Origin of the sequence: Acidovorax sp. A1169, from assembly GCF_030704685.1 — a bacterium.
In the GTDB taxonomy this organism is placed as follows: Bacteria; Pseudomonadota; Gammaproteobacteria; order Burkholderiales; family Burkholderiaceae_C; genus Acidovorax.
Window position 1 is genome coordinate 30,873 of record NZ_JAUZDX010000028.1, and the last position, 16,732, is coordinate 47,604.

13 protein-coding genes and 1 pseudogene are annotated in these 16,732 nt (G+C 67.6%); 4 read left to right on the top strand and 10 right to left on the bottom strand.

Annotated features, from left to right (window positions below):
* The first annotated feature begins 72 nt into the window (after positions 1–72).
* Positions 73–939 (top strand): hypothetical protein, encoded by an 867-nt coding sequence (locus QYL93_RS28925; RefSeq protein WP_305746915.1) that lies wholly within the window; start codon positions 73–75, stop codon positions 937–939.
* 1,624 nt (positions 940–2,563) lie between these two features.
* On the opposite strand, the pseudogene QYL93_RS28930 reads toward QYL93_RS28925, so the two are convergent.
* The 7 genes and pseudogenes from QYL93_RS28930 to QYL93_RS28960 all read right to left on the bottom strand — a co-directional run.
* Positions 2,564–6,664, bottom strand: a pseudogene (locus QYL93_RS28930) (beta strand repeat-containing protein); the annotation flags it as partial.
* Between the two features lie 68 nt (positions 6,665–6,732).
* Positions 6,733–7,242 carry a phage tail protein gene (locus QYL93_RS28935; RefSeq protein WP_305746917.1) on the bottom strand — a complete coding sequence of 170 codons (510 nt, stop codon included), beginning with the start codon at positions 7,240–7,242 and terminating at the stop codon, positions 6,733–6,735.
* Between the two features lie 33 nt (positions 7,243–7,275).
* Positions 7,276–7,791: a phage tail protein gene (locus QYL93_RS28940; RefSeq protein WP_305746918.1), complete on the bottom strand. Its 516-nt coding sequence runs from the start codon at positions 7,789–7,791 to the stop codon at positions 7,276–7,278.
* Between the two features lie 15 nt (positions 7,792–7,806).
* The gene (locus QYL93_RS28945) at positions 7,807–8,307 is read right to left on the bottom strand and encodes a phage tail protein (protein ID WP_305746919.1); all 501 of its coding nucleotides are present in this window, start codon (positions 8,305–8,307) and stop codon (positions 7,807–7,809) included.
* A gap of 30 nt (positions 8,308–8,337) precedes the next feature.
* Positions 8,338–9,603: an ABC transporter substrate-binding protein gene (locus QYL93_RS28950; RefSeq protein WP_305746920.1), complete on the bottom strand. Its 1,266-nt coding sequence runs from the start codon at positions 9,601–9,603 to the stop codon at positions 8,338–8,340.
* 21 nt (positions 9,604–9,624) lie between these two features.
* On the bottom strand, positions 9,625–10,137 hold the full coding sequence (locus tag QYL93_RS28955; RefSeq protein ID WP_305746921.1) for a GNAT family N-acetyltransferase: 513 nt from the start codon (positions 10,135–10,137) through the stop codon (positions 9,625–9,627).
* A 241-nt stretch (positions 10,138–10,378) separates the two neighbouring features.
* Positions 10,379–10,852 carry a MarR family winged helix-turn-helix transcriptional regulator gene (locus tag QYL93_RS28960; protein WP_305746922.1) on the bottom strand — a complete coding sequence of 158 codons (474 nt, stop codon included), beginning with the start codon at positions 10,850–10,852 and terminating at the stop codon, positions 10,379–10,381.
* Positions 10,853–10,924: 72 nt separating this feature from the next.
* Between QYL93_RS28960 and QYL93_RS28965 the strand changes: the two genes are divergently transcribed.
* Positions 10,925–11,731: a siderophore-interacting protein gene (locus tag QYL93_RS28965; protein WP_305746923.1), complete on the top strand. Its 807-nt coding sequence runs from the start codon at positions 10,925–10,927 to the stop codon at positions 11,729–11,731.
* A 10-nt stretch (positions 11,732–11,741) separates the two neighbouring features.
* Here the strand turns inward: QYL93_RS28965 and QYL93_RS28970 are convergent, their stop codons facing one another.
* On the bottom strand, positions 11,742–12,650 hold the full coding sequence (locus QYL93_RS28970; RefSeq protein WP_305746924.1) for a LysR family transcriptional regulator ArgP: 909 nt from the start codon (positions 12,648–12,650) through the stop codon (positions 11,742–11,744).
* A 70-nt stretch (positions 12,651–12,720) separates the two neighbouring features.
* Between QYL93_RS28970 and QYL93_RS28975 the strand changes: the two genes are divergently transcribed.
* Together QYL93_RS28975 and QYL93_RS28980 are read left to right on the top strand one after the other, a co-directional pair.
* The gene (locus tag QYL93_RS28975; protein WP_305746925.1) at positions 12,721–13,335 is read left to right on the top strand and encodes a LysE/ArgO family amino acid transporter; all 615 of its coding nucleotides are present in this window, start codon (positions 12,721–12,723) and stop codon (positions 13,333–13,335) included.
* Between the two features lie 119 nt (positions 13,336–13,454).
* On the top strand, positions 13,455–15,035 hold the full coding sequence (locus QYL93_RS28980; protein WP_305746926.1) for an ABC transporter substrate-binding protein: 1,581 nt from the start codon (positions 13,455–13,457) through the stop codon (positions 15,033–15,035).
* A 63-nt stretch (positions 15,036–15,098) separates the two neighbouring features.
* Here the strand turns inward: QYL93_RS28980 and QYL93_RS28985 are convergent, their stop codons facing one another.
* Together QYL93_RS28985 and QYL93_RS28990 are read right to left on the bottom strand one after the other, a co-directional pair.
* Complete coding sequence (locus QYL93_RS28985; protein WP_305746927.1) at positions 15,099–15,707, bottom strand: glutathione S-transferase family protein; 609 nt, start codon at positions 15,705–15,707, stop codon at positions 15,099–15,101.
* A 22-nt stretch (positions 15,708–15,729) separates the two neighbouring features.
* Positions 15,730–16,707: a 2-dehydropantoate 2-reductase gene (locus QYL93_RS28990; RefSeq protein WP_305746928.1), complete on the bottom strand. Its 978-nt coding sequence runs from the start codon at positions 16,705–16,707 to the stop codon at positions 15,730–15,732.
* Between the last annotated feature and the right edge of the window lie 25 nt (positions 16,708–16,732).

Below are 16,732 nucleotides of genomic sequence, written 5' to 3' on the forward strand. Positions count from 1 at the left end.
GGCAATTCCGTGAGACCAGTTGGATCGGGTACGCTGCGCGCCTGACCATCCGCTCTGACAGGAGTGCCACCCATGGCCGACAACAAGCGCAGCAGTTCCCTTAAAAAGACCTCGAACTGGCGCTCCGTGCGCATGCAGCCCCAGCACCAGCTGGCGGACAGCCTGCAGCAGCGCTACAGCCTGCGCCTGCATGGCTTTCTGATCGGCGGCTTCACGCTGCTCATCATGTGGTGCACCTCGTACGTGCAGATGCTGCTGGGCATGGAGTCGCTGGCGCTGCGCTACCTGGTCACCCTCTCGGTGGGCTATGTGGGCTACCTGCTGGTGCTGCGCATGTGGGCTGCCCGCTTGATAGACGAGGACGGCGATTCTGGCAGCGGCGCGGGCGATGCGGCCGAGGTCGCGGCGGATGTGGCGGACATGGCGATCGATGCAGTGACCTGGCGCGGCGGTGGCGGGCCGCGCATGCCCATGCCCCGATCCGGTGGAAGCAGCGTGCACACCGGCAGCGGCTCAGGCGACTTCGGTTCGGGGCTCTCGGACGCGGGCTCCGGCCTGGGCGACCTGGCCAGCGGTGCGGCCGACGCGGTGTCGGGCGCCGACGAAGGCGCGGTGGTGGTCATTCCCATCGTCGCCATCTTCCTCATCGGCTCGGCCATCGTCTTCGGCGCGGGTGCTCTGGCCATGCTGTTCTTCGGCTGGGACGTGCTGCTCACCGTGGCGGTGGAGCTGGCCTTTTCCGTGGTGACGGCGCGCGCGGCCATGGGCGTGGAGCGCGAGGGCTGGCTCAGCGCCGCCGTGCGCCTGACCTGGAAGCCCATGCTCGGTGCCGTGGTGTGCGCCGTGGCGCTGGGCGCCACCATCGACCATTTCCTGCCCCATGTGAACTCGCTGCCCGAGGCGGTGCGGGCCATGCAGTCCGGCATGAAGACGCGCTGAACTCTGCGCCAGTCGGGCGCATGTTCAACCACACCGGTACAGGTTCGGGCCGTCCACCTGGCGTTGTTCCGTCCACCCCAAAAAAAAGCGGGAGGCGCCTTGGGCGCCCCCCGCTTTGTGCGGCTGGACTGGGTCCTTGCTGATGTGCTCAGCGTGCCGTCACGGCAAAGCCCTGTACCAGGCCACCGGGGTAGCGCACGAAGAGCTTGCTGCCTTCGAACCACCAGTGGCTGCCCGCAGGCCCCGTGCCTGCTGGCAGCAGGGCCAGGTCGGGCACCAGCTGAAAGCGCTGGCCGGCCACGATCAGCTCGGTCTGCAGGTCCAGCCCGGTGCGCAGGGAGGTGGCCGTGCCCAGAACCGACTGCAGCAGGCTGGTGAGGCCGTCGTAGTCGGCCACGTCGCCCTGCAGCGCCTGGCCCACGCCGTTCGCATCGGTAAAGACCAGGCCGGCCGTGCTGCTGAAGACGAAGCCCGGGGCATTGCCCGTGCGGCCCATCGGCAACCACTGCGCGCGCATGTGGAAGACGGTGGTGCCCAGGGAAACACGCAGGGCCCCATTGGGCTGCAGTACCGTCGTGGCGCCCAGGGCCGTCAGGGCCTGGCCCATGGCGGGCAGGGACTGCAGGGCCGGTCCGAAGCGGGTCACCAGGCCTGCTGTGGCGACCTCGATGCTGCCATCGTCCGCCACGCTCACCCCGTCGGCGCGGCCGGGCACCACGCGCACTTCCAGTGGTACCACAGGGAAGCTCACGCCGCCCAGGTTCCAGGTGACGCTGCCGTCCGAGGACTGCGAACTGCTGGTAATGCCGACGGTGCGCAGGCCATTGTTGACCAGGGTTTCCAGCGGCGTGCTGCCGCCAGTACGGGTCGGCACGCCCGCGAGGCGCACGAAGCCCACGTTGGCGTTGATGCCGGCCGGCAGATCGCCGCGCTGCACCGGGTCGCCCAGGCCGGCGCCAGCCACGGTGCCCAGGCGCACGCTCTGCACCTTGCCCGCACCATCCAGCCGTGCCACTTCGCCGCTGTACACCGTCACGGCGGCAGCCCCATTGGCAGCTGGTGGCAGTGCCACCCGGCCTGTGCGCACGAACACGCTCCACGACTGCGGCGTGCCAGCGGCAGCGCGCGGGGTTGTGATGAGCGTGACCGACACCGCGCCATCGCCCAGCGCGGTCAGCGGCAGGTTGCCCGTGGTGGTGGACAGCAGGGCCACCACCGTGCCCTGGCTCACCGTGCCGCTGAGCGTGACCTGGGAGTCACCCGAGGTCGACGGGTTGAGCACCAGCGCCACCTGGGGTTGGCCGTTGGCCCCGATCAGCGTGACCACGCTGAGCACCGTGGCCGTGTTGGGCTGGGGCTGGATGCTGAAGGTCTGGCCGCCGATCACCAGGGTCACCGGCGCCGGGGTACCGCCACTGCCTGCGGGGGGCAGGGTGATGGTGGAGCCGCCCGATTGGGGGTTGAGCGTGATCGTGCTGCCCGGGGATGCTGTGACCTGCACGCTGCCGCCCAGTGTGATGGGTGCACCTGGCGTCACGGCCACACTGCCTCCGGTCACGACCGGGCCAGCGGGTGGGGTCGTCGGGCCGGGGCTGCTGGGCACCTGTGCCGTGTAGGTCAGCACGGTCGTGCTGCTCTCGTTGCCGGCGGCATCCCGGGCCTTGAGCGTGAAGTTGTGCACCACGAAGGTCAGGCCGGACACCGTGACAGAAAAGTTGCCGCCCGTCGCCGTGCCGCTGCCCAGAAGGCTCGGGCCTTCGTACACCTCCACGCGGGTGCCGGCCTCTGCCGTGCCGCTGATGGTGAGCGAGGCACCTTCGCCCGAGGCGTTGTTGGCAGGCGTGGCCACCACCGGCGCCGTCGGAGCGCTGGTGTCGTACTTCACGCCCGTGACGGAAGCGGTCACTGCGGCATTGCTGGCCGCATCGATGGCATCGAACGCGAAGGTATACACCGCACCGTCCACCAGGTTGAGGGGAGCCGTGCAGCCATTGGCATCGGCAGTCAACGCAACGGTATGGGTGCCGGTCGCCAGGGCCGTGCCCTGCAGCACGCAGGTGTGGGGCGATGCGCCATCGGCAACCCCGCCCGACCGGGTGGCGGTGATGAAGGCACTGACCACGGTCTTGCTGAGCGTGAAACCCAGGGTACTGCCAACCTTGATGGCACCGCTGCTGGCAGGCGCCAGGGCACTGAACAGGGGGGCGTTCGTGTCGCGCGCCAGTTGCAGGTCCAGCGAGGGTGTGCTCACATTGCCCGCCGCATCGCGCAGGGTGATGCTGTAGATCGCCTGATTGCCGTTGGCGATGCCGCTCGTATCGAGCGGGACATTGACCTTGCCGGTCCCGTCGATGACCAGGCCGGTGTTGGCGCCGTTGACCCAGACCTGGGCACCGACTTCTCCCCGGACTTCCACGATGGTGGAGTTGCCGATGGCGTATGCGGGGGTGGTGGCCAGTGTCGGCGCGACGGGCACGCCACTGTCTACCGTGAGGGTGGCGCTGGCGACTGCAGAGACATTGCCCGCCTTGTCGCGCACAAAGCCGTACAGCGTCTTGGGACCATCGCTGGCGAAGAGGAAGCCGGGAGGCTGTGTGCCCCAGGCGCAACTGCCCACCGCGTTGGTGTCCAGCAGGCAGTAGCCATCGATGGCAATTCCCGAACCCGTGTCGGTACCGCTCAAGGCGGCCCCGATGGGGACATTGCGCACGGTGCTGTAGCCCGGCAGGCTCAGCTGGGCCACGGGGACTGTGGTGTCGTACGTGATCCCCGCCACCGATGCGGGTGTGGACGTGTTGCCCGCCGCGTCCGTGGCCTCGAAGGCGAAGGCATAGACCGCACCATCGACCAGGTTGAACGTCGCTGCGCAGCCGTTGGCATCGGCGGTCAAGGCCACCTGGTGGGCGCCTGCGGCCAAGGAGGTTCCCTGCAGGGTGCAGGTGTGCGGTGACGCGCCATCCGGCGTGCCGGCGGTGCGTTGGGCCGTGATGCGGGCCGTGGCCGCAGCTTCGCTGAGCGTGAAGTCCAGCGTGCTGCCGGCCTTGATCGAACCATTGGCGACCGGGGCGATAGCGCTGAAAGCAGGGGCCTGGCCATCGCGGGTGAGTTCCACGCTGAGCGCGGCACTGATGTTGCCGGCGGCGTCTCGCAGCGTGATGCTGAAGGTCTGGCGCTGCCCTTCGGCAATGGCGCTGGTGTCCAGCGTGATGGTGGTCTTGCCGCCAGCACCCACGGTCTGGCCGGTGTTCACGCCGTTGACCCAGATCTGTGCGCCCACCTCGCCCTGGACCTCCACCTGCATCATGTTGCCGGTGGCCCAGGAGGGCGTGGTGGTCAGTGTCGGAGCGACAGGCACACCGGTGTCCACCGTGAGGGAGGCGCTGGCGGCTGCAGAGACATTGCCCGCCTTGTCGCGCACAAAGCCGTACAGCGTCTTGGGGCCATCGCTGGCGAAGGGGACGCTGGGAGGCTGGGGCCCCCAGATGCAGCTTCCCACCGTGTTGGTGTCCAGCAGGCAGTAGCCATCGGTGGCAATGCCCGAACCCGTGTCGGTACCGCTCAAGGCGGCCCCGATGGGGACATTGCGCACGGTGCTGTAGCCTGGCAGGCTCAGCTGGGCCGTGGGCAGCGTGGTGTCATAGGTGATACCCGTGGCCTGGGCGGTGGTGGCGGGGTTGCCGGCCACATCCGTGGCATCGAACGCGAAGGTGTACACCGCGCCATCGACCAAGTTGAGCGCTGCCGCACAACCGTTGGCCCCAGCGCTCAGCGCCATCTGGCGAGCTCCAGCGTCCAGCGCCGTGCCCTGCAGCGTGCAGGTGTGGGGCGAGCCTGCGTCGGCGGGGCCCGCAGTCCGTGTCGCCGTGATTCGACCGCTGGCCACGGTCTCGCTGAGCGTGAAGCCCAGCGTGCTGCCGACCTTGAGTGCGCCGCCCGATGCCGGATTGAGGGCGGTGAATGCGGGGGCCTGGGTGTCGTAGGTGATGCCCGTGGTCGTGGTGGTGGCCGAGACGTTGCCCGCAACGTCCGTCGCGATGAAGGTCAGCGAATAGATGGCGCCTTCCACCAGCGCGGTGTTGGCGTTGCAGCCATTGGCGTTTGTGCCCAGGGCAATGCTGTGGGTGCCCGAGAGCAGGGCGCTGCCCTGCAAGGTGCAGGTATGTGCCGCCGGGTCCGCAACTCCCCCGGTGCGATTGAAGGTGACGGAGGCGCTGGCGACGTTCTCGCTCAACTGGTAGTCCAGGGTGCTGCCGTTCTTCAGGTAACCCGCGTTGGCCGGCTGAAGGCCGGACCAGGCGGGCTGGGTGCTGTCGCGTGTGATGGTCAGGGTGCTGCTGGTGAGCACGGTGGCATCCGCCCTGGTCTGGATGGCGAAAGCCTTGCTGCCATCGGGGCTGGGAGTGTTCACGGTCACGATCCGCGTGCCGTTGGCATCGAGCGTGCCGTTGTTCACACTGTCCACCCACACCGTTGCATTGGCCGGGCCGGTCACCTTGACCTGCGTGGTGTTCTGGTTGGTATAGCCGTTCACCACCTGGGCAACACCGGTCGAGAAGCCACCGGCATGGTTGCTGTCGCCCGAGTAATCGGCGGTGATGGTGTGCACGCCCAGTGGAAGGCTGCTGGTGGTGCAGCCGGCATCGCCCTGTCCCGTCAGGGGTATGGGACCGCATCCGGTGATGGCGTCCAGTCCGGAGCGCAGGCTTGCCGTGCCGGTGGCGGAATAGAAGGGGCCTCGCACCTCCACGGCCAGTGATGCGGAAGCTCCCACCATCACGGGGGTGGTGGGCAGCACTTTGACCATCGGGTTGCCTTCCCAAACCACATTGCCGTTGCCGCCTGCGTTGTTGCTGCCGCCGTCGCTGTTGCTGCCGAGCACCAGCGTCGCGCCGCTTTCGTCCGCATTCATCAGCGCACCGCCATATGCAGTGACGCCTCCGCTGGTGGAGCCCGTGTTGCCGTTGAAGTTGGAGGTGTTGATATTGATCGTGGCCGAAGGGTGGCTGATCCAGATGGCTCCGCCGCGTTCGGCCTTGTTCGTGCTGAAGGTGCTCCCGTTCACCGTGAGCAGGCCGATGTTGCGGATCACCCCGCCTTCGCCGCGCGCTTCGTTGCCGGTGAAGGTGCAGTTGGTGATGTTCAGCGTGCCACGATTCTCGATGGCGCCGCCGCTGGATTGGGCATAGTTGTTCGTGAAGGCGCAGTTGTTAAGTGCGACGGTGGCCCCGCTGGCAATGAACAGGGCACCGCCACTGCTCAGGCCGTCTCCCCGCACGGCATCGGGCGCGGCATTGCCGTTGAGCACGGTGAGGGCGTTCAGCGTGAGGCTGATGCCGCTGCCCGTGGGAATGTCGAATACCCGGATGCCCGATTTGGCAGAGTTGCCCCCTGAAATGCTCGTGCTGCTCTTCCCCTGGCCCGTCAAGGTCACTGAGCGCTGGATGAGCAGCGGCCCCTTGGTGGCGGTATCGAGAACGATGGCCTGGGTGCCCTGGAACTCGATGGTGTTGGGGCCTGCGTCGGCGGCGGCACAGTTGGGCGACACGCCGGAGCCTGCATTGGTATTGGCAATGGCCATGCGCAGGGTGCATCCCGTTGAGCCGTCGCCGGCATTGGTCACCGTGACGGTGGCCGCCTGCGCCTGTCCGGTGGCGCACAGGGCCAGCGCTGCCAGGGCCAAGCCAGACCACTGGGTCGGGCGCAAGGCATTTATCCATCGTTGCATGAAGTCAACTCCTCGGTCGGCCCCAGGGCCGGACAGCGCTTGCGCGCCTTGTGTTTTTGGACAAATGGTCAGTTCGGCGAAGGGAAGATGCCCTGCAGCGCGATGATGAAATTCATGACGAGGAACGGCGAGCGGTTCTCGTGGGGCTGGGACCCGCCCACATTTGTGACGGCGCCGCTGTTTCCACCCAGCAGAACGCCTTGTCCGCCCGTGTAGGGCACGTCCACATTCGAGGCGGCCAGGTAGGCATTGTCAGGAGAGGCTTGGTTGCCCACAGCGGTGGACGCTTTGAGGGCCCCATGGCTGTGCGCGGGGAGTTCCTGCTGCGAGAGGGTGTGGGAGTCCGCTCCCCCGACCTGTCCCAGCGTGAAGCCGCCGCCGTCCATCAAGGGGCGCCGCCCCTGAAGGTTGGGAAGTGCGAAGGTGTTCTGTCCGTTGCCCCCGTACGTGGTGCCGAGCAGGGAGAACAAGGCCTGGTTCTGGTTGATCGGCAAGAATTGGCCGTTGCACAAGGCCCAGCCTTTCGGTGCGAAGCCGAAGCTGCAGATACGGATCTCGGCCAGGAAAGGTTCAGCCATGGAATACTCCGAAAATTGGGCAGGTCACAGGGGTCACCAGCGGGGCGGGAAAACGCCTTGCAGGGCGATGTAGAACCCCAGTGCCAGGTGGGGTGACATGTTGTTGTGGGGCGCGCCGCTGCCCGTCGATGCCAAGGCACCCGGTGCCATCGTGGTGTCCGAGGCGGCTGCGTAGAGCGACGAGCGGATGCTGGACTGGGCGAGTGGCCCATTGGGAACGTCCCGATCTCCGAGGGCAGCGACGCCGGACAGGCCGTGGGTGTGCTGCGGAATTTCAGACACCTGCAGGGCGACGGTTTCGGAACCGCCGGCCTGGCCGAGGTCATAGAGGCTGAGGCCCGGTCCCTGGCCCGCGCCCACGGGAGTGCGTCCATTGAGGTTGGGCAGCGCGAACGTGGATTGGCCGTTGCCTCCGTAGGTGGTGCCCAGCAGAGAAAATAGTGCCGTATTCTGGGAAATGGGCAATATCTGCCCGTTGCAGGCGGCCCAGCCTTTGGGGGCAAAGTTGAAAGGGAACATGCGGATTTCCGCCACAAATGGATCAGCCATGCAGGACCTCGATGCTCAGTTCGGGCTCGGGAATATCCCGAACAGGGAAATAATGAAGTTCAGCGCCAGGTAGGGAGACAGGTTGTCGTGCGGCTGGCTTCCTCCGGCGGCGGCCATAACGTCTGCCTTCAGTTGGGCATTGGCCGTGGCGCTGGAGTAGCGGAAATCCCGCGCAGGGGTAAGGCCCAGCAGCCCGCCCTGGGGCGATGCCTGGGTGCCCACACCGTAGGCCAGCGCGTGGTTGTGTGCAGGAATCTGGTTGACCGTGAGCGTCACGGTTTCCACCCCGCCTGTCTCGGCGAGGATGTAGCCGTTTCCCTGATGGACCGGGGCCCGGCTTTGCAGGTCGGGCAGCGCAAACGTGCTTTGCCCATCGCCGCCATAGGAGGTGCCAATCAACTGGAAGAGGGTTTCATACTCGGAAATCGCCTGGAGCTGGCCGTGGCAGAACGCCCAGCCCGCCGGCGCAAAGTTCCCGGCGAACATGCGGATCTCTCCAACATAGGGTTGTGCCATGTCAGTTGCTTTCCTTGGTATTCATGGTTTTCACGCGGTGAGGTAGGTGCCGGCCACGCGGCTGGTCAGGGTCTCGCATACGCCCAGGCAGGCTGCGGCACCTACGGTTGGCAATGCCATGGGCGCAGCGCCGGGGCCCTGGTGCAGGCCATGCAGGTAGATGGGGGCCACGGTTTCGCCCGTGGCCGGATCCAGGTGAATTCGCCCGCGCGGTGTCTGCAGCACGGCCGATGCCATGCCTGCTGCCAGAGCCAGCCCGCCGGCGCGGCCGCTGCTGGTGAGGGCCGCTGCGTGCATGCGCTGCGCCATCTCGTAGCCCAGCAGATGGAACGGTGTTGAACCCGACACCCCGGGAGCTGCGGTGGCGGAGTTGCCGGGAGGGACCTGCGAGGCGCGCGCAGCCCACACCTGGCCAGCCAGGGAGAAAGCCGCCATGTCTTCGGCGAGCATGCCTGCCGCCACCAGGGGCACCTGGGAGGCCATGGCCGAAGTGTTCCAGAACTGGCGAAAGGCGCTGGTGCCGGCGCCTGATGCCAAGGCATAGACGAAATCCGGTCGCGTCTGGCGCACCTGCCGGGCCAGGGCATCCAGCCGGCTGGTGCCGTCGGGTGCCGACGTGAACATGGTGGCCTGTACCCGCCCGCCTGCCGATGCAAAGCCGCGCTCGAACGCGGGCAACTGGTCAAAGCCACTGTCTGCCGGTCCCACTGCCACCAGGGCGCGGGGCCCGAGTGCCTTTGCGGCCCAGCGGCCGGCGGCCCATGCCGCCTGCCAATAGCCCAGGCTGTTGCGAACCACCCATTCGGAGCGAGCCTGGGGCGCCAGGGCATTGGCCCCTGCATCGCCCACGAGCAGCGGCACCTGGTGCGCGGCCAGCAGGGGTTCCCACTGCGCGGCGGTGTTCGCGCACACAAATCCGGCCAGCAGGTCCACCTGCCCGCTGGCCAGCAGATGCGCCACCACGGGCTCGGCCTGGCTGGGGCGGCTGCCGTACACCACCGGGGTGAACTGCAAGGGCGAGCTGCCGGGCTGCGCCGCAAAGGCCCGAGCGCCCGCCAGCAGCTGCGCACCCAGCAGCGGATAAGGGCTTGCATCGGGCAACAGCAGGCCTACCCGCAGTGCCCTGCCCGGGCCTTGGGGCCACGCGTTCAAGGGCTGCGGCACGGCCGCTGAGGCCAGGCCCGAGCCACCCAGGGCCATGGAGACCGTCACCATGCCCGCCTGGGCCACAAAGCGGCGGCGGCCTTCCGATTCCAGGGCCTGGTGGGCCAGAGGCGCGGTTTCTTGAAATTCCATCGGGTTCTGTTCCTGGTTCAATCAGTCCACTGTCTTGTCGTCCGCGCCACTCTTCGCGGGCTTTCGAGCCCCCCGTGGCTTTTCGTGCGGCCATTCCATGCGTTGCACCATTCCATCGTTGGCCACGCTCGCAAAGCCGCAGCGCTCGCACAGCCGCAGCACGGGGCTGCCGCTGGCGGCCTGCAGCCCCAACCCCACGCCGGCCGCCGCAGCCTCGCGCTGCAGGCGGGCGAGCAGCTGGGTGCCAATCCCCTTGCCTCGTGCGGCAGGCAGCAGTTCCACGCTGACGAGCACCCAGCGCTCCGGGTTGCGGCATACCGCCAACAATCCAACGGGGCTGCCCTCGCGCAGAACCACAGCACTTTCCACCGGCGGCAGGTACTGTTCGTAGCCTGCCGTGCGCAAGCGGTGCTGCAGGTTGCAAAAATCGTCGATCTGCGCTTCAGGCCAACCCATGGCCTGCAATTCGGGCTCGCGCACAGACCGGTACACCGTGCTCAAAAAGGCGGCGTCCGTCTGCGTTGCCGGGCGCAACGCAAGGGCGTGCTGGTGCTGTGCTGCCGCTGACGCTCCCACTTGCCACACCTTTCTTGCCGCCGCGTTGGCGGGCTTTGTCGGCGGCCGATGCCGCAAGAAACCCTAAGTTACCTGCGAATATTAACGATTGCACGTAAAGTTTTACAGAATTTGCAATTGCGAGCGCTTCGACTGCGCACACCGACGCAGGTGCGCAACGCCTGGTGGGAGGCACGGCGCGCATTCCCCCGAAGGAACCTCAGCCCCGGTGATGGCAGGGGGCAGCAGGTGGCGGCAGGGTGTCGAGTTCGCCGCGCAATTGTTCCAGCAGCGCGAGCAGTTGCGCCTGCGTGCCTGCATCGCAGCCTTCCAGCAGCCGGGCCGACAGCGTCTGGCGCAGGCCGCGCACCGTGTCCTGCAGGGCCTGGCCGTCCGCGCTCAGGGCCAGGATGCGGCTGCGGCCATCCTCGGGGTTGGGGTGGCTGGTGATCCAGCCGCGCTCGGCCAGTTGGGCCACCATGCGCGCCACCTGGGCCTTGTCGGCGCCGCTGTGGCGTACCAAGTCTTTCTGGGTGGCCCCGGGGTGGCGGCCGATGAAGCCCAGGGCGCGCACCTCGTTCATCGTCAGATCGGGGTGGATGGCCGCCATGGCCCGCACCATGTGTGCGCGGTACACATGCATGAGGTCGTGCATCGCTTCAAAGACATCGGCAGGGGGACGGTTGCGGTGCATGGCGAAGCCAACCGGTTGACAAAGTCAACTTTTTGGCGGATGATCTGGTTGATTAAGTCAACATTTTAGATCATGACCACAGAAGCCTCCAACCCCCTTGCCTTTACCGATCCTCTGGCCATCACCCGCGTGCTCCACACCCTCAAGGCCCGCCATGCACAAGTGCTGCGCCGCACCGAGGTCAGCCCCGGCTTCGTACGGCTCACGCTGGGCGGGCCGGATCTGGCCGACTTCGTGAGCGCGGGCTTTGACGACCACATCAAGCTCATCCTGCCGCACCCCGGGCAGGAGCGGGCCTCGCTGCCGACGGTCCAGGATGGCCGCCCGGTGATGTCCGAGCCGCGCCCCGTGCTGCGCGACTACACCCCCGCGCACTACGACACTGCCAAAGGCGAGCTGGACATCGAGGTGGCCCTGCATGACGCCGGCCCCGCATCGGACTGGGCCGCCGCTGCGGCCGTGGGCCACTGGGTGGGCGTGGCCGGCCCGCGCGGCAGCATGGTGGTGCCCACCGCCTTTGCCTGGCACTGGCTGCTGGGCGACGAGACCGCCGTGCCCGCCATCGTGCGCCGCCTGGCCGAGCTGCCGGCCGAAGCCTCCGCGACGGTGCGCATCCAGGTGAGCAACCCCGCCGACCAGCGGCCCCTGGCCAGCGCCGCGAAGCTGGATCTGCAGTGGGTGGCTTCGTTGCCCGAGGCGGCCCAGGCGCTGGCGATCCCCGAAGGCGATGGCTATGTCTGGGCGGCCGGCGAGCACGCCGACATGGCGGCCCTGCGCAAGGTGGTGCTGGCCAAGCCGGGCGTGAACCCCAAGCGCATGCGCATCGCGGCTTACTGGAAGAAAGGCGTGGCCGACCACCACGAAGACCTGCAGGCCTGATCCCCCACGGTCACGGTAGCAGGGACGCCGCTGCGGCCTGCTGCACTGCCTGCGTCATGTGCTGCAGTGCCTGCACGTTCAGGCGCCAGAACTGCCAGTACAGCGCCACGTCCACTGGCTTGCCGGGCGCCAGCTCCACCAGATGGCCGGCGTCGATGGCCTCGCGTGCCAGCTGGTCGGGGCTCATGCCCCAGCCCAGCCCGGCCAGGGTGGCCGCGACGAAGCCTTGGGACGAGGGCAGCCAGTGCACTGGTGGCGCCAGCGCGCGCCGGGCGATGCGGCGCATGAAACGCTCCTGCAGGGCGTCCTTGCGGTTGAAGACCAGCACGGGTGCCTGGGCCAGCGCTGCGGCGGTCACACCCTGGGCAAAGTGGCGTTCCATGAACGCGGGGCTGGCCAGCGCCCGGTAGCGCATGGTGCCCAGGCGCACCACCTGGCAGCCCTGCACGGGCTGCGGCTCGGCGGTCACGGCGGCCATCACACGGCCCTGGCGCAGCAGCTCGGACGAATGGTCCTGGTCCTCGACGTGGATGTCGAAGGTGATGGGCGGGGCCGTGCCCTCGCTGGGCTGCGCGGCCCGGGCCATGGCGTCCACGAACCACGAGGCCAGCGAATCGGCATTCACCCCCAGCGCCAGCCGCACCGGTGCCAGGCTGGCGCTGCTGCCCGCAATGCTGCGCAAGGCGTCGGCCTCGCTCAGCGCCATCTGCTGGGCGTGGCGCAGCAAGGCCTGACCGGCGTCGGTGGGGGTGCAGGGCGAGGCGCGGCGGACCAGGACCTGGCCCACGCGCTCTTCGAGCAGCTTGACGCGCTGGGACACGGCCGAGCGCGTGACGTGGAATGCCAGTGCCGCGCGCTCGAAGCTGCCTTCCTCCAGCACGGCGGCCAGCGCGGCGAGTTGGGCGGTGTCGAGGTGCATTCAGTTTTGCTTACGGGTAGAAAAAAAGTATAGCTTTTCTTTCCCTCCACGGCTGGGCACCATCGGTTCCATGAACCTTTCTTCGGCCTTTGCCAACGGCTTTTCCTCGACCGCCATCCTGATCATCGCCATTGGCGCGCAGAACGCCTTCGTGCTGCGCCAGGGCCTGCGGCGTGAGCATGTGTTGCCCGTGGTGGTGGTGTGTGCGCTGTCCGACGCCATCCTGGTGCAGGCCGGCGTGTGGGGGCTCGGCTCGGCCGTGCAGTCCCACCCCGCGCTGCTTGTGGCCGCACGCTGGTTGGGCGCCGCCTTTCTGCTCGCCTATGCGGCGCGCGCCTTGCTGCGGGCCTGGAAGCCCGCCGCGATGCAGGTAGCAACCGACGGTACGGCGCCAGCCGGATGGCAGCCCGTGGTCCTCACCGCCATGGCCTTCACCTGGCTCAACCCCCATGTATACCTGGACACGGTGCTGCTGCTGGGGGCCATCGCCAGCCCCTACCCACCTTCGCTGCGCATGGGCTTTGCGGCTGGCGCCAGCCTGGCCAGCCTGGTGTGGTTCACCGCGCTGGGTTGGGGCGCACGCTGGCTGGCACCGCTGTTCGCATCACCCCACGCCTGGCGCGTGCTCGATGCCGTGGTGGCGGCCATGATGGTCGCACTGGCCGTGGGGTTGCTGCTGCATTGAAACCCGGCAGGCGCCCTGGGGGCGCGGCGCATAAGGTTACAACGAGAAATTCGTTCGCTTGGAGGGCGGCCCGGTCCATAGTGCAGCGCACTAAGACTTTCTGTACAGGCCTACCTTTCATGCGATTCCAATCCCTCTTGCTGGCGGCTGCGCTGGCCGGCGCGCTGCCCCTGGCCAGCCATGCCAACACCTTCCGCTGGTCGCGTTCCACCGACCTGTCCTCCTGGGACATCCATGCCCAGAACGTGGGCGTGAACAACACGCTGCATGCCTCTGTGTACGACACCCTGGTCGAATACAACAGCAAGACCTTCAAGCCCGAGCCCTCGCTGGCCACCGAGTGGAAGCGCGTGAGCCCCACGCAACTGCGCCTGACCCTGCGCAAGGGTGTCAAATTCAGCGACGGCAGCGAGTTCACCGCCGACGACGCCAAGTTCTCGCTCGAACGCGCCAAGGCCAAGACCTCCAACTTCGCGGTCTACACCCAGGGAATCGACCGGGTGGAAAAGGTCGATGCGTACACCATCGACATCTTCTCCGAGGTGCCCAATCCCGTGCTCGTGAACCAGCTCACCGAGCTGCGCATCCTGAGCAAGGCCTGGGCCGAGAAGAACAATGCCGTCACGCCCAAGGACATCAAGACCAAGGACGAGCCCTTCTCGCACCGCAATGCGCTGGGCACCGGTCCCTTCGTGCTCGAGTCGTGGACGCCCGACCAGCGCCTGGTGCTCAAGGCCAACCCCACCTGGTGGGGCAAGGGCAAGTACGGCGGCAACGTGACGCAGATTGTCTACACCCCAATCAAGTCCGACGCCACGCGCACGGCCGCGCTGCTTTCGGGCGAGCTCGACTTCGTGCTCGACCCGGGCCTGCAGGACCTGCCGCGCGTGCGCCAGACGCCCAACCTCAAGGTGCTCGATGGCGCCGAGAACCGCACCATCTTCCTCGGCCTGGACCAGTTCCGCGAGGAGCTGCCGGGCTCCGACGTGAAGGGCAAGAACCCGCTCAAGGACGTGCGCGTGCGCAAGGCGCTCTACCAGGCCATCGACATCAGCGCCATCCAGCGCGTGGTGCTGCGCGGCCTGGCCCAGCCCACGGGCGCCATCATCGCGCGCCAGGTCAACGGCTGGACGCCCAAGGCCGACGCACGCTGGCCCTACGACCCCGCCGCCGCGCAGAAGCTGCTGGCCGAGGCCGGCTACCCGCAGGGCTTCGAGGTCGACTTTGCCTGCAGCGCGGGCCGCTACATCAACGACGAGCAGCTGTGCCAGGCCATCACCGCGCAGTGGGCCAGGATCGGTATCAAAGCCAAGCTGCGCTCGCTGCCGTTTGCCACCTACTTCCCGATGATCCAGCGCAACGAGGCCAGCATCTACCTGCTGGGCTGGGGCGTGCCGACGTTTGACGCCTTCTACTCGCTGCAGTCGCTGGTCCGTTCCAGCGGTGCCGGCGGTGACGGCAACTTCAACCTGGGCCGCTTCTCCAACCCGCAGCAGGACGCGCTGATCGAGCGCATCAAGAAGGAAACTGACACCGCCACGCGCAACGGCCTGATCGAAAAGGCCCTGATCGCCGACCACGAACTGATCTCGCACATCCCGCTGTACAACCAGATCATTCCCTGGGCGGCCACGCAGAAGGTGGATATCGTGCACCGGGCCGACAACCGCGTCGACTGGAGAATCTTGAAGGTCAACTGACGGCCCCCGGATTCACCAGAAAAAAAGCCCTCGCAGCCATTCAGGCTGCGAGGGCTTTTTTCATCAGGCCAGCGCGCGTTGGACGGCGGGGCGCTCCAGCATGCGCGCGGTGTGCGCAGCCACCTTGGGAAAAAGCGCAATGTCCACGCCATCCGACTTGAGCCACGAGGCAATGGTGAACAGATAGGCATCGGCCACCGAATACGCCTCGCCCAGCACCCAGGGGCCCCGCAGGTAGTGGGTTTCGATGACGTTGAAGGCCTCGGTCATGGTCTGCGGCACCTTGCGCTGCATATCGGCGATGGAGCTGGCCTCGTCGGCCCAGCGCCCGGCGCGCCGCCCATGGGCGTGATTCACGTGCACGGTGGAGGCCAGGTAGCTGTTGAACTCCTGCATATGTGCCAGCGCGAACGGGTCTTCCAGGGGGGCGAGCTTCGCGGCCGGAAAGCGCTGGGCGATGTACAGCAGCAGTGCGACCGTTTCGGACAGCACGCCACGCTCCGTCACCAGCGTGGGTACCCGGCCCTTGGGGTTGATGGCCAGGTACTCGGGGCTGCGCTGCTGCTGATTGGCAAAGTCCAGCGTCACCAGTTCATGGCCGGCGTCGGCCTCGTGCAGGGCGATGTGCGCGGCCAGGGAGCAGGTACCGGGGGCGGAATAGAGTTTGAGCATGGTCGGATGGTGGGGTAGGAAATCAGTACAAACCGCGGGTGCGGGCCATCAGGCGCGCCAGGCCCAGCAGGGCGGCGGTGTGCGGGGTGGGGATGCCGGTGATCTGCCCCAGTTCGTGGACAGCGCCCACCAGGGCGTCGATCTCCACGGGCTTGCCGGCCTCCACATCCTGCAGCATCGAGGTCTTGAAGGCGCCGAGCTTGCGTGTCACGGCATGGCGGTCCTCGGGCTGCTGGTCGATGGGCAGGCCCAGCTGCTCGCCGATGGCCTTTGCCTCCAGCATCACGGCCGAGACGAAGCCGCGCACCAGGTCGTCGTCGAGGATGCGATCGGTGGTGGCGCCCGTGAGCGCGCTGATCGGGTTCACCGTGAGGTTGCCCCAGAGCTTGAACCAGATGTCCTTCTGGATGTTCGTGGAGACTTCCACGTCGATGCCACCGCGCTGCAGCGCATCGGCCAGGGCCTGCAGCCGCGTGCTGGCACTGCCATCGGGCTCGCCCACGATCAGGCGGTTGCCGAAGTGCTGCTTGACGAAGCCCGGTGCCTCCAGCGAGCAACTGGTGTGCACCACGCTGCCCAGCACCTGGCCCGCGGGGATGGCACGGGCGATGGCACCGCAGGGGTCCACCGATTCCAGCGTGCGGCCTTGCGCCGCGCCGCTGCACCCACCCAGGAACCACCAGGGCACGCCGTTCATCGCGGTCAGCACCACGGTCTCGGGCCCGATCAGCGGGGCCATGGCGCGCGCCACCTCGGGCAGGCCCGGCGCCTTCACGGCCACCACCACCAGGTCCTGCACGCCCAATGCGGCCGGGCTGTCGCTGGCGCGCACTGGGACACGCACCACGCTGTCATCGGGGCGGCGCAAGCGCAGGCAGTGTTCCTCAAGGGCCGCCAGCGTGGCGCCGCGCGCCACCATGCTGACCTCGCTGCCCGCTTGCGCCAGGGCCAGTCCGATCCAGCCGCCAATGGCGCCGGCGCCGTAGATACATGCTTTCATCGTTGCGTTGCTTTCCATATCGAAG